The sequence below is a fragment of the Halomonas sp. CSM-2 genome (genome assembly GCF_002119345.1).
GTDB classification, from domain to species: domain Bacteria; phylum Pseudomonadota; class Gammaproteobacteria; order Pseudomonadales; family Halomonadaceae; genus Vreelandella; species Vreelandella janggokensis.
This window is the reverse complement of the sequence record NZ_NBYR01000013.1, coordinates 17,657-29,743: the sequence shown is the minus strand read 5'-3', so window position 1 is coordinate 29,743 and position 12,087 is coordinate 17,657. Positions and strand designations below refer to the sequence as shown.

General features: G+C 57.0%; 10 protein-coding genes. 8 read left to right on the top strand and 2 right to left on the bottom strand.

What is annotated here, in order from left to right; all coding sequences use genetic code 11:
* Window positions 1–108: 108 nt before the first annotated feature.
* The 8 genes from B7L15_RS12315 to pepQ all read left to right on the top strand — a co-directional run bounded on the left by B7L15_RS12315 (window position 109) and on the right by pepQ (window position 8,782).
* A complete protein-coding gene (locus B7L15_RS12315; RefSeq protein ID WP_085919262.1) occupies window positions 109–495 on the top strand; it encodes a glutaredoxin family protein in 387 nt (128 codons plus the stop codon).
* 279 nt (window positions 496–774) lie between these two features.
* Window positions 775–2,352, top strand: a complete 1,578-nt coding sequence (locus B7L15_RS12310) for an ABC transporter substrate-binding protein (RefSeq protein ID WP_085919261.1) — start codon at window positions 775–777, stop codon at window positions 2,350–2,352.
* A gap of 97 nt (window positions 2,353–2,449) precedes the next feature.
* Complete coding sequence (locus B7L15_RS12305; protein WP_085919260.1) at window positions 2,450–3,496, top strand: ABC transporter permease; 1,047 nt, start codon at window positions 2,450–2,452, stop codon at window positions 3,494–3,496.
* Entirely contained in the window at window positions 3,493–4,434 is a 942-nt protein-coding gene (locus tag B7L15_RS12300) for an ABC transporter permease (protein WP_085919259.1), read from the top strand. Before B7L15_RS12305 ends, B7L15_RS12300 begins: the two co-directional genes overlap by 4 nt.
* A 7-nt stretch (window positions 4,435–4,441) precedes the next feature.
* A complete protein-coding gene (locus tag B7L15_RS12295; protein WP_085919258.1) occupies window positions 4,442–5,458 on the top strand; it encodes an ABC transporter ATP-binding protein in 1,017 nt (338 codons plus the stop codon).
* Window positions 5,455–6,522 carry an ABC transporter ATP-binding protein gene (locus B7L15_RS12290; protein WP_085919257.1) on the top strand — a complete coding sequence of 356 codons (1,068 nt, stop codon included), beginning with the start codon at window positions 5,455–5,457 and terminating at the stop codon, window positions 6,520–6,522. The genes B7L15_RS12295 and B7L15_RS12290 overlap by 4 nt, the downstream gene beginning before the upstream one ends.
* A gap of 46 nt (window positions 6,523–6,568) precedes the next feature.
* Window positions 6,569–7,483, top strand: a complete 915-nt coding sequence (locus B7L15_RS12285) for a LysR family transcriptional regulator (protein ID WP_085919256.1) — start codon at window positions 6,569–6,571, stop codon at window positions 7,481–7,483.
* A gap of 9 nt (window positions 7,484–7,492) precedes the next feature.
* The gene (gene pepQ / locus B7L15_RS12280; RefSeq protein ID WP_085919255.1) at window positions 7,493–8,782 is read left to right on the top strand and encodes a Xaa-Pro dipeptidase; all 1,290 of its coding nucleotides are present in this window, start codon (window positions 7,493–7,495) and stop codon (window positions 8,780–8,782) included.
* A 95-nt stretch (window positions 8,783–8,877) separates the two neighbouring features.
* On the opposite strand, the gene B7L15_RS12275 is transcribed toward pepQ, so the two are convergent.
* The gene (locus tag B7L15_RS12275; RefSeq protein ID WP_176243684.1) at window positions 8,878–9,489 is read right to left on the bottom strand and encodes an OmpW/AlkL family protein; all 612 of its coding nucleotides are present in this window, start codon (window positions 9,487–9,489) and stop codon (window positions 8,878–8,880) included.
* 581 nt (window positions 9,490–10,070) lie between these two features.
* Entirely contained in the window at window positions 10,071–11,867 is a 1,797-nt protein-coding gene (locus B7L15_RS12270) for an NAD(P)/FAD-dependent oxidoreductase (RefSeq protein ID WP_085919253.1), read from the bottom strand.
* Between the last annotated feature and the right edge of the window lie 220 nt (window positions 11,868–12,087).

Here is a 12,087-nt window from a genome sequence, read left to right as displayed (position 1 = left end):
CAGTGACAACGTCTCTCAGATATTGCACGATGCCCGGTCAGTCCATACGCCTACGCTTCCCGCTACTCTAATCGAGACGGCAAGCATGATTACGATGAGGGTTACTTTATGCGCATACTGGTACGCTATTTTTTCCGCGGTCTACGCGTATTGCTTGCACCTATCATGCTGATATCCGAGAAACTTTCGACACCCCAGGCAGTAAAGCGCTCGCCTGAGGAACAGGCCAGGGTAGACGAAGCATGTAACAGCCTGGCGTTGTATCAGTTCCGCACCTGCCCGTTTTGTATCAAGGTGCGCAAGGAAATGGCCCGCCTGGGGCTGACGATTGAAAAACGTGATGCCCAGTTGGACCCTGACCACAAAAAGGCACTGCAGGAAGGTGGCGGCCGCGTCAAAGTGCCGTGCTTGAAAATTGCCCACGATGATGGACGCGAAGAATGGCTGTATGAATCTGATGAGATCAATCGCTGGCTACATCAACGGTTTGGATAATTTGAAAGCCTGCCTGGGTGACGTTTCCAACTACTCCTTTCGTCTCAATTCCTCTCCGTAACGCTCGCCACCGCCTGCCTCATTCATATGCTGAATGAGGTCAGTCATTATTTCGATTGTAGAGAACCCTCGCCTCTCACTATGTTAGACGCATAGCTTTCGAGCTGACCGTGTCTGTTTTGTTGCCGTTATGCGCCCCCTGAAGCATCAAGGGTGCGTGGCAGAGCAGCAAAGCGAACAAACAATAATCCTTCTTGGGAACAACGATTAGGAATAATGATGACGTTTAAAAAAACGCTACTAGCTTCCGTGATTGGCGCAACGCTTGCCAGCACAGCCCTCCTGTCCACTGCCGCACAGGCCGAAAACACGCTGCGTATGGCCTACGATGCCGACCCGGTATCGCTGGATATTCACGAACAGCTGTCGGGCGGGATCCTGCAGCTGTCGCACATGACCCACGACCCGCTCGTGCGCTGGAATGATGCGCTTGAATTCGAGCCGCGCCTGGCCTCTGACTGGGAACGCATCGACGACACCACCATGCGTATGTCGCTGCGCGAAGGGGTTGAATTTCACAGCGGAAACGCCTTCACTGCCGACGATGTCGTCTGGACTATCGAGCGTCTCCAGCGCAGTCCTGACTTCAAAGCGATTTTTGACCCCATCGAAAGCGTCACTGCCGTTGACGACTACACGGTAGAAATCACCACCAAGACACCCTACCCGCTGCTGTTGAACCTGGCGACTTACGTCTTCCCCATGGATAGCGCCTTCTATTCAGGAGAAGCCGAGGACGGTGACCCGAAAGACGAAATCGTCAAAAACGGCAACTCCTTTGCCTCACGTAACGTGTCAGGCACCGGCCCTTATACCGTCGCCGATCGTCAGCAGGGTGTTCGTACCGAGTTCGAGCGCAACCCTAACTATTGGGACACCGAATCACCGGGCAATGTCGATAACATCATCCTCACGCCCATCAGTGAAAACGCGACCCGCGTGGCGGCACTGCTTTCCGGCGACGTTGATTTCATCGCCCCGGTACCGCCCAATGACCTGGAACGCGTTCGCGAAAGCGAAGACGCCCAGCTCGTAACGATGTCGGGCACGCGAATCATCTTCTTCCACATGAACCAGGAGCGTGTCGAGGCGTTCCAGGATCCACGCGTACGTCAAGCCTTTGCCTACGCCGTTAATCAGGAAGCAATTGCTGACCGGTTGATGAAAGGCTTTGCCACGCCTGCCGCGCAGTTTTCTCCGGAAGGTTACGCTGGTCATATCGAAAGCCTTGAGCTTCGCCACGACCTGGAGCGTGCCAAGGAACTGATGGCCGAAGCAGGCTATGAAGACGGCTTTGACATCACGATGATGGCGCCCAACAATCGCTACGTGAACGATGCCAAGATTGCCCAGGCCGTGGCAGCGATGCTGGCTCGCATCAACGTCAACGTGGATCTGAGCACGCTTCCCAAAGCACAATACTGGGGCGAGTACGATGACCGCGCCGCCGACATGATGCTGATCGGCTGGCACGCAGACACCGAAGACAGCGCCAATTTCCACGAATACTTGACGGCCTGCCCGGATCCGGACACCGGCGCCGGACAGTACAATGCAGGTAACTACTGCAATCCAGAGCTTGATGCACTGGTGGCCGAGGCCAACGTGGAAGTGGATCGCGCCAAGCGGGCGGCCATGCTTCAGGAAGTCGAGCAAACTCTTTACGACGAAGCTGCGATTATACCGCTGCACTGGCAGGACCTGGCCTGGGCGTCGGCCAATCACGTCAACATCGAGCCGGTGGTCAACGTGATGAACTTCCCCTACCTGGGTGACCTGGTCATGGACGCCGAATAAGGCGCCAGTGAATTAACCCAGCGTCATTCGAAAAGCTCGCCCCGAGGTTATCCGCTTCGGGGCGAGCCCTACCTGTTTTACTGACGGAAACGTTTTCATGATCGCCTTTTTGGTTAAGCGCCTCTTCCATGCGCTGCTGGTGATGTTTGTCATCAGCATCATTGCCTTCGCTATACAAGATAACCTGGGCGACCCGATTCAACAGATGGTCGGCCAGTCGGTACCGGAGAGCGAACGTGCCGAACTTCGTGAAGAGCTTGGGCTCAACGATCCTTTCCTGGTGCAGTACGCGCGCTTTGCAGTTAATGCAGCGCAGTTTGATTTCGGCTATTCATACGTTTTCAACCAGCCCACCACCGAGGTCATTGCGCGCCACCTACCGGCGACGCTGGAGCTCGTGGCCGCGGCTACCTTTTTAATCATCACCCTGTCGGTGCCGATTGGCGTTTATAGCGCCATCAAACCTCGCGCCTGGCTTTCCCGCTTTTTTATGGGCGTCTCGATTGTCGGCATCTCGATCCCGGTATTTCTTACCGCGATCATGCTGATTCAACTGTTTGCCATCGGCGTCAGTTGGACCCCTTTTCCCGTCGATACCGCCTGGGGCAGTTGGCTCAACGGCGTGATATCCACCGAGGGTGGCATGCCTGCTTACGGCCGAGGTGATCCGGTCCCCGTGTTTGGCACCTGGGAAACCAACTTTGCAAGCCTGGAGGGGCTGACCTACCTGGTACTCCCCGCCGTTTCACTGGCCTCCATCATGCTGCCGCTGTTTATTCGCCTGATCCGTGCCGAAATGCTCGAGGTGATGCAGTCGGACTACGTCAAGTTTGCGCGGGCCAAGGGCATTTCCATGCGTCGCATCTATTTTCTGCACGCCTTGAAAAATACCATGCTGCCGGTCATCACCGTCGGCGGCGTGCAGATTGGTACGCTGGTCGCCTACACCATCCTGACCGAAACCGTCTTCCAGTGGCCCGGCATGGGGCTGATGTTCCTGGATGCCATCGAGCGTTCTGATATTCCGCTCATCGTGACCTATCTCATGATCGTGGGCCTGATATTCGTGATCACCAATACGATCGTCGACCTGATTTATGGCCTGGTTAACCCCACTATCAAACTCACCGGAAAGCCCGCATGAATGCATCTTCTTCCGCGCTTCCCAGCCGCTGGGAACGCTTCCGCGACTCGTATCTGTTTTACAGCTTCAAACGCGACATGGTCGCTCAGGTCAGTCTGGTGGTATTCATCGCGCTGGTCGCCGTCGCCGTACTCGCGCCGTGGCTTTCGCCCATGAACCCCTATGACCTGGCACAAATCGATATTCTCGCTTCGGAACTGCCGCCGTTCTGGGTCGAGGGTAGCGACGCCCAGTACCTGCTGGGCACCGACGCCCAGGGCCGGGATATGCTCTCGACGATTCTGTACGGCGCGCGCGTGTCGCTGATTATCGGTTTTGGCGCCGTGGCTCTTCAGGCGCTGATCGGCGTCTGTTTTGGCCTGCTCGCCGGCTATCTGGGTGGTCGTATCGATGCTTTCCTGATGCGTCTCGCCGATATCCAGCTGTCATTCTCGACCCTGATGGTCGCGATTATCGTCGGCGCGCTGGTCAAGGCGATTTTTGGCGGCGAGACGTTCAGCGCCTACGCCGTGCCGCTGCTGGTGCTGATTATCGGCCTTGCCGAGTGGCCCCAATATGCGCGTACCGTGCGCGCTTCGGTGCTCGCCGAGAAGAACAAGGAATACGTCGACGCCGCCCGCGTCATGGGGCTCAGAAGCAAACGCATCATGTTCCGCCATGTGCTGCCCAACACCCTGTCGCCGATCTTCGTCATTTCGACGGTACAGATTGCCAACGCCATCATTTCAGAAGCCGCCCTGTCGTTTCTCGGCCTGGGTATGCCCGAAACCCACCCGTCGCTTGGCTCGCTGATCAAATCCGGGTTCGACTATATCCAGTCGGGTTCGTGGTGGATCACGCTCATTCCCGGGGCGTTACTGGTGGTACTGGTCTTGTCCATCAACCTGCTGGGCGACTGGCTCCGTGACGTTATGAACCCGCGACTCTACAAAGGCTGAGGACACCATGGCACTACTGGAAGTGACAAATCTGGACGTGCGCTTCGGCCTGCGCCAGGGCGAAGTGCGCGCACTGCGCGACGTCAATTTTACCCTTGAACGTGGCGAGCGCTTAGGCATTGTCGGCGAATCTGGCGCCGGTAAATCCGTGGCCGCGTTTTCACTGCTCAACCTGATTGCCAAGCCCGGCTTTATTGCCGGGGGCAGCATCAACTTCGAGGGCAAGACGCTCAACACCATGTCCGAGCGTGGCCTGCGCAAGGTACGTGGCAACCGCATCTCGATGATTTTCCAGGACCCGATGATGACGCTGAACCCGGTGCTCTCCATCGGTGAACAGATGGTCGAGTGCCTGAAGGCTCACCGGCGTATTTCCGGCAAGGAGGCACGCGCGATTTGTCTGGATAAACTGCGCCAGGTACAGATCCCATCGCCGGAAACCCGCCTGGATCAGTACCCCCACGAGCTTTCCGGTGGCATGCGCCAGCGGGTGATCATTGCCATCGCACTACTGCTGGACCCGGATATCATCATTGCCGACGAGCCCACCACGGCGTTGGACGTGACCATTCAGGCCGAAATCATGGCGTTGCTTCTGGAACTCTGCGAGCAGCACAACGTCGGCTTGATTCTGATCACCCACGACCTGGGTGTGGTCAGCCAGGTGACTCAGCGCATGCTGGTCATGTACGCCGGCCGTGTGATCGAACAAGGGCCCACGCGGGAAATCATAAACGACCCGCAGCACCCCTACACCCAAGGGCTGATTAACGCCCTGCCGCAGATGGCCACCCCCGGCGAAAAGCTCAATCAAATCCGCGGCAGCATGCCATCGCTTTCAAACCTGCCCAGCGGCTGCGCGTTTCACCCGCGCTGTAACTTTATCAATCGCGCAGACGGAAAGCCCCGCCCCGCCTGCACCGAGCAGGTTCCAGGCTTTGTCGAGTCCGGCAACTGCCGCGTGGCGTGCCACATGGTCGCTGAAATGATTGAAGACCGCCGCTTGAAGGAGGAAACCTCATGACCGCGCCCGCTGAGGCCAAGGCGGCCCACCCGACGCCGACCCAGAACGAGAAAAGTGACGACTCGCTGTTGCAGATTCGAGGCTTGAACAAGCGCTTTTCTTTGTCGGGCGATTTTCTTGAACAATTACGCTTCAAGGGTGGCAAGCTGGTTCGCCACCAGGAATATGTGCACGCCATCAACGGCGTCGATCTCGACATAAAACGCGGCGAAGCGCTTTGCGTAGTGGGCGAGTCCGGCTGCGGCAAATCCACCGTTGCACGCATGGTAATGGGGCTGATTACCCCTTCGGAAGGCGAGATTCGCTACGCAGGCGAGCGCATTGACAACCTGAGTTCGCGGCAACTGCTGCCCTACCGCAAGCGCATGCAGATGATTTTTCAGAACCCCTATGCGTCGCTCAACCCCCGCATGACCATCCAGCAAACGCTGGAGGAGCCGCTGCGTCTTCACCACACCGACTGGGACCGTGAAAAAATTGAACAGAAGGTCGAAGATGTAATGCGGTCGGTGGGCATTGACCCGGACTGGGGCAAGCGCTTCGGCCACGAATTTTCCGGCGGCCAGCGCCAGCGTATTGCCATTGCCCGCGCCCTGGCCGTTGACCCCGAGTTTATCGTCGCCGATGAGCCCATTTCCGCGCTGGACGTCTCCATTCAGGCGCAGGTACTCAATCTGCTCATGGAAGCTCAGCAAGAGCGCAACCTGACCTATCTGTTTATCACCCACGACCTGGCAGTCGTCGAGCATTTCGGGACCCGTGTTGCCGTCATGTACCTGGGCACGGTATGTGAAATTGCTACCACCTCGACATTATTCGCCAAGCCTCGCCATCCTTATACTCAGGCGTTGCTGTCGGCGATTCCACGGCTTGAAGACGACCGTCCCCAGCACATCCGGCTCTCCGGCGAAGTACCTACACCGGTTAACCTGCCCACCGGCTGCGTGTTTCATGGCCGTTGCCCCCATGCCAATGCGCGCTGTAAACAGGAAATCCCTGTCCTGCAGACACAGGATGACGGCACGCGGGTTGCGTGCCACGCTGTTGAAGAAGGCCGCCTATGAGGCGGTCGTCGAACCTTAGATGGCGCTATGCATGGAGAGGTAAAGCATGGAAATTCGCTGGCTAGAAGACTTTATCGCCCTGGCCAGAACGCGACACTTCTCCCGAGCTGCTGATGAACAGAACGTCACCCAACCTACTTTTTCCCGGCGTATCAAGCTGCTGGAAGAGGAAATGGGTGTGACGCTGATCAACCGGCAAACACTGCCGCTTTCCTTGACCCCGGCGGGAGACGAGTTCTTGCTGCTGTGCGAGCAGGTAACTGACCGCGTTCGCCTGACGCGAGACCGCGTTCGGGAAATCAGCGCGGGGCAGAAACGACGCATCATGGTGGCTGCTCCACAGAGCCTGTTGGGGCAATTTCTACCCGAGTGGCTGGCCACAACCGGCTGGCAGGAGCGTGTTCAACCCTATCTGCGCGCCACCGGCTGGGTGGCCAGCGACTATTTCCAGGCGCTACAGCGCGGCGAATGCGACCTGGCGATTTGCTACTGGCCGATTGGGCGCTGCGACCTGGACATCGACACCAGTTCCTGCACCTACCGTGTGATCGGCCATGAACGCCTGATTCCGGTGACCGGTGTTGACGATCACTCGGCGCCAAGAGCGTTATTGCCAGGCAGCCGCCAGCAGCCACTTCCCTGGCTCGCCTACCCACAACGAGGCCTGCTAGGCTCAGCGGTGACCGCCCACCTGGCGCGATTACCCCAGAGCAGCTATTTAAATGCCCAGAGCGAAAACCTCTATGCGGCAGGTATCAAGGAACTGGTGCTGCTCGGCTACGGAATGAGTTGGCTGCCCGAACGCAACGTCGAGGCTGAGCTTCGCCAGGGCAGTCTGGTCCGCGCCGGCGACAGCCGCTGGGATGTCCCCATGGAGCTTCGCCTCTACCGCCATCAGGGCCAGCACCATGGAGAGCTGGACGCCTTCTGGAGTGAACTCCCACACTTTCGCACTTACTAGAGACCCTGCATGTCATCGCAACTACATCGGTTACAGCAAGAGCACCTGACACGCCTGCAGCGCGACTATACTGCCTTGCTTGACGAGCACCAGCTCGACAGCCTGGCCATATACAGCGGGCACACCAACGCCTACTTTGCCGACGATCAGGCACCCCCCTTCCAGACCTACGGTCATTTCATGCACTGGGTGCCACTGGCCGACGTGCAACATAGCTGGCTGGTGATACGCCCTCATCAGCGGCCACAACTTTACCTCTATGCCCCGGCGGACTTTTGGCACCTGCCGACCCGGCTTCCCGAAGAACCCTGGGTCGACGAATTCGATATCCACCTCTGCAGCGACCACGTCAGCCCCGCGCTGGATGGCCACGCCGCAATTATTGGCGATGTGGCACAGTTACCCAGCGCCAGCCTGAAGGCGCAACTGAACCCTGCCACCTTGTTGAATCGCCTGGACGAGCTTCGCATCGTCAAGTCTGACTATGAAATCGCCTGCCTACGTGAAGCCAACCGGCTCGCGATCGCCGGACACGAGGCCGCCCAGGCAGCCTTCCTGGGCGCGTCCGGCGAGCTGGATATCCAACTTGCCTACCTGGCAGCTAGCCGCCAGCGCGAGTCGGCGGTTCCCTACCAGAATATTATCGGCCTGAACGACCACGCGGGCGTCCTCCACTACCAACACTACGACACAAGCCCGCCCAGGCGACGCCATAGCCTGCTCGTCGATGCCGGAAGACGCTTTCGTGGTTACTGCGCGGATATTACCCGCACCCACGCCGGACCAGATGCCCCGGCGCTATTCGGCGAGCTGGTGGGCGCCGTGCACGACCTTAAAGACGAGCTAGTTCAAGGTGTTACAGCGGGTACGGATTTCATCGCGCTGCACGAGCAAATGCACCAGCGGCTGGGCGATATTCTCATTACCCATGACCTCTTCCGAGGCAGCCGCGAACAGGCTATCGATGAAGGCGTGACGCGCGCGTTCTGCCCGCATGGGTTGGGCCACTCGCTGGGATTACAGGTGCATGACGTGGCCGGTTTACGCCATCCAGACGGCACTGCAGCTCCGGCGCCCAACGGACATCCGGCGCTTCGTCTCACGCGTACGCTTTCCAGCGGCATGGTCGTGACCATCGAGCCCGGGCTTTATTTCATTCCCATGCTGTTAGCCCCTCTGCGAGAGACATCGCTGCCCATCAACTGGACGCTGGTGGATCACTGCATGCCCTGCGGTGGTATTCGTATTGAAGACAATATTGCCGTGACCGACCAGGGGCCGGATAACTTGACCCCTTAGCCAATACTCGTATACGCCCGATACAAAAACGCCCAGCTGAGCTGGGCGTTTGTTCTAGCTAGGCTAACGCAACGATGGGCGTTCGATATGGCCGATTAGAAGCGGTAGGTAACACCACCACCAACGGTCACCGGATCAATGTCAACAGCACCAACGTTGTTACCGTTGGATGTAATGTCGGCGTCCACATCAGCATAGCTGACATAGCCATTAAGCATGATGTTGTTGGTCACGGCCAGATCAAGACCCGCCTGGCCAATGGCACCAAAGCTGTCGTCGACTTTGACACCGGGGCCAATGTCTTCGCTGTAGAAGTTGGTGTAGTTAAGACCCACACCTACGTAAGGCTGAATACGCGAATCGACACCGCCCATCGGGTAGTAGTTGAACAGCGCATTAACCGGAAGACGCTCGACGCTACCGGCATTACCGGCGGCCGTCGTCAGGTCATGCTCAAAGCCTTCACCGCTGTTAAGCTCGATGCCGAACTTGTCATGGAACAGATAACCAACGCCGTAGCTATAGCCGTTTTCACTTTCAACGTCGAAGTCTGCTCCCCCTGCATTGGTGTCGTCGGAAGCGATGTCCGTTTTAGCGACCCCACCGCGAACAAAAACATCACCCGCGGTGTACGCAAGCGCGGCTTGGCTTGCCATGGCAAAGCCAGCGGTAATCACAGCGGCTGTTACAATTTTGAATTGGCTCATCAGGGTCATCCTCTCAACTTTCGCTTGGAGTCCGTTATCAAGCGTCACATATCACTCACGTCTACAACGTCTACGTTCATACCATCGGCGACGCTTCGATAACTTGTACAGTAATGAGTATACGAACACTGTTTCTAAACGTCACGTAACATTTTGTTATAATATTAAGCACAAAATATGCAGAGAAGAGAGAGGGCTGAATTACACGCAAAAAAAAGTCCCCCGAAGGGGACCCAGGTGGAGCACGCCAGCTCACTCGGTGTATCGCAAGCCAAACGGCTGCGATATAGGCAATGAAGGGAAAGTCGGTTTCAATCACAACGTCAATCGTGCTCGACTCTTTTCAATTGCCTTACACCCAACTATATAGCGACAAGCGTGCCACTATTTTAAAAATCATTAACAATCAATTAGTTATAAAATAAAAGCTCTACTATCCTCTGTCGCTCACCTTTTTTCCAGAACTTATGCGCACCACTAACGATCAATTTTTCCGTCAAGCGAGTCATGATGATGCAGTGCACACTCTTGCTCTGAAATGCTGCTTGCATGCTTGACTGGCGCATGGCTTTCCCTTCCTGTTAAGACGTGTGATGCACCGGCTGCAGGCCGTAGACAGGCGTTGCCAGCCCCTCCATGCGGGCTTTCAACTGCAGCGCCAGATAGTGTGAGTAGTGCCGCGACTGGTGCAGATTGCCGCCGTGGAACCACAGCGCCTCCTGCTGGGTGGGTTTCCACATGTTGCGCAGCTCACCCTCCCAGGGGCCGGGGTCTTTGGTGGTGTCGGAGCCCAAGCCCCAGCACTTGCCGACTTTATCCGCCACCTCCTGGGAGATAAGTCTGGCTGCCCAGCCGTTCATGGAGCCATAGCCGGTGGCATAAACGATCAAATCTGCTGCTAGCTCACTGCCATCGGTAAGCGTGATGGAGTGCGGGTTGATGCGCTCTATCCCTACGCCGCTGCGCAGTTTGATATCGCCACTGGCGACCAGATCACAGGCGCCCACATCGATGTAGTAACCCGAGCCCCGGCGCAGGTACTTCAAGAACAGACCCGAGTCGTCGTCACCAAAATCGAGCATAAAGCCCGCATCTTCGAGTTTCTGATAGAACTCGGCGTCGCGCTGTTTGATCGCCTCAAACGCCGGGCGCTGAAAGTCCGGCAGCACCTTGTAGGGAATCGAAGCAAAAATCAGATCAGCCTTGTCATGGGTTAAGCCACTCGCCACCGCCTCTTCGGAGTAGAGCGGCCCCAGCACTTCCTCCATCAGCGAATCCGACTTCACAATATGGGTGGATGAGCGTTGCAGCATGGTCACATCGGCGTCGTGCTCCCAAAGTGCCGCGGCAATATCGTGGGCGGAGTTATTCGACCCCACAATGACGCACTTTTTACCAGTGTAAGCGTCTGGCCCCGGATGCTGGCTGGAGTGCTGCTGCTCGCCTTTAAAGCTTTCTGCACCGGTAAATGTCGGCACATTGGGCATCCCCGACATCCCGGTGGCCATGACGAGCTGTTTGGGTCGCAAAGTGATCGCTTCGCCGTTGCGCTTCACGTTTACCACCCACTCGCCTGCGGTTTCGTCGAAGTGTGCATTCTGACACTCGGTGGAACTCCAATAATTGAGCTCCATCACCTTTGTGTACATCTCCAGCCAATCACCCACCTTGTCTTTGGGCGCAAACACCGGCCAGTTTTCAGGAAAAGGAATATAGGGAAGGTGGTCGTACCAGACGGGATCATGCAGGCAGAGCGACTTATAGCGATTTCGCCAGGAGTCCCCGGCACGTTCGTTGCGCTCGATAATAATGGTCGGCACGCCCATCTGCTTCAGTCGCGCGCCCAAGCCGATACCGCCCTGGCCGCCGCCAATAATCACGCAGTAAGGCTGCTGTGTGTAGCCAAGTTCCGCTTCTTCGCGCTGTCGTGCTTCCAGCCAGGTTTCACGCTGCTTATTGGCGCCGTGCTCAGTGCCTTTGGGGCGGTTGTGATTGCGGGGTTCAGGGAAGTCGTGCAGGGACTGCATCGTGGTGAGCAGTGTCCAGCACTTCCCCTCTTTCAGCCGCAGGTAGCCTTTGCCGCTGGCGACCGCGGTCTCAAAGGTGAACCACGCCTCGGCGATATCGCCATTTTGGGTTGCTTCGCCTTCAAGCTGCCAGTTGGACGGACGCGCATTATCCAACGTTGCGTTCAGCATGGCCTGAATCTCGTCTTTACCTTCACAGGTTTTTAAATTCCAGGTAAAGGTAAGGAAATCGCGCCAATAGCACTCATCGCCAAATAGAGAGACTACCTGCTGAATATTCTTGGCTTGCAGAGCGGCGTCAACGTTGGTCAGCCATGCTTGTACAATGGCCGTGGCGGTTGGCTGTGTCATATCGGTACTCCAGGTCAGGTTTGTTATTGTTGAATCAGCCATGATTCAACAATTCCTAAGCACCCGCCGTGCCAAGTCCCTTACAGACCACCTAAGACACTGATAAATCGAGAAATAAAAGGCAGTTATAAAACACCGCAGAGGTGTACACCTGTCACACCCTTTACACCCGGGCGTTACAGGTGTAACTAGCGACTAACGGTGTAATTCAGCCGCGTTG

Bases quoted from the DNA above. Each gene is read 5' to 3' on its own strand.
- B7L15_RS12315 (WP_085919262.1), top strand. From the start codon at position 109: ATGCGCATACTGGTACGCTATTTTTTCCGCGGTCTACGCGTATTGCTT.
- B7L15_RS12310 (WP_085919261.1), top strand. From the start codon at position 775: ATGACGTTTAAAAAAACGCTACTAGCTTCCGTGATTGGCGCAACGCTT.
- B7L15_RS12305 (WP_085919260.1), top strand. From the start codon at position 2,450: ATGATCGCCTTTTTGGTTAAGCGCCTCTTCCATGCGCTGCTGGTGATG.
- B7L15_RS12300 (WP_085919259.1), top strand. From the start codon at position 3,493: ATGAATGCATCTTCTTCCGCGCTTCCCAGCCGCTGGGAACGCTTCCGC.
- B7L15_RS12295 (WP_085919258.1), top strand. From the start codon at position 4,442: ATGGCACTACTGGAAGTGACAAATCTGGACGTGCGCTTCGGCCTGCGC.
- B7L15_RS12290 (WP_085919257.1), top strand. From the start codon at position 5,455: ATGACCGCGCCCGCTGAGGCCAAGGCGGCCCACCCGACGCCGACCCAG.
- B7L15_RS12285 (WP_085919256.1), top strand. From the start codon at position 6,569: ATGGAAATTCGCTGGCTAGAAGACTTTATCGCCCTGGCCAGAACGCGA.
- pepQ (WP_085919255.1), top strand. From the start codon at position 7,493: ATGTCATCGCAACTACATCGGTTACAGCAAGAGCACCTGACACGCCTG.
- B7L15_RS12275 (WP_176243684.1), bottom strand. From the start codon at position 9,489: ATGAGCCAATTCAAAATTGTAACAGCCGCTGTGATTACCGCTGGCTTT.
- B7L15_RS12270 (WP_085919253.1), bottom strand. From the start codon at position 11,867: ATGACACAGCCAACCGCCACGGCCATTGTACAAGCATGGCTGACCAAC.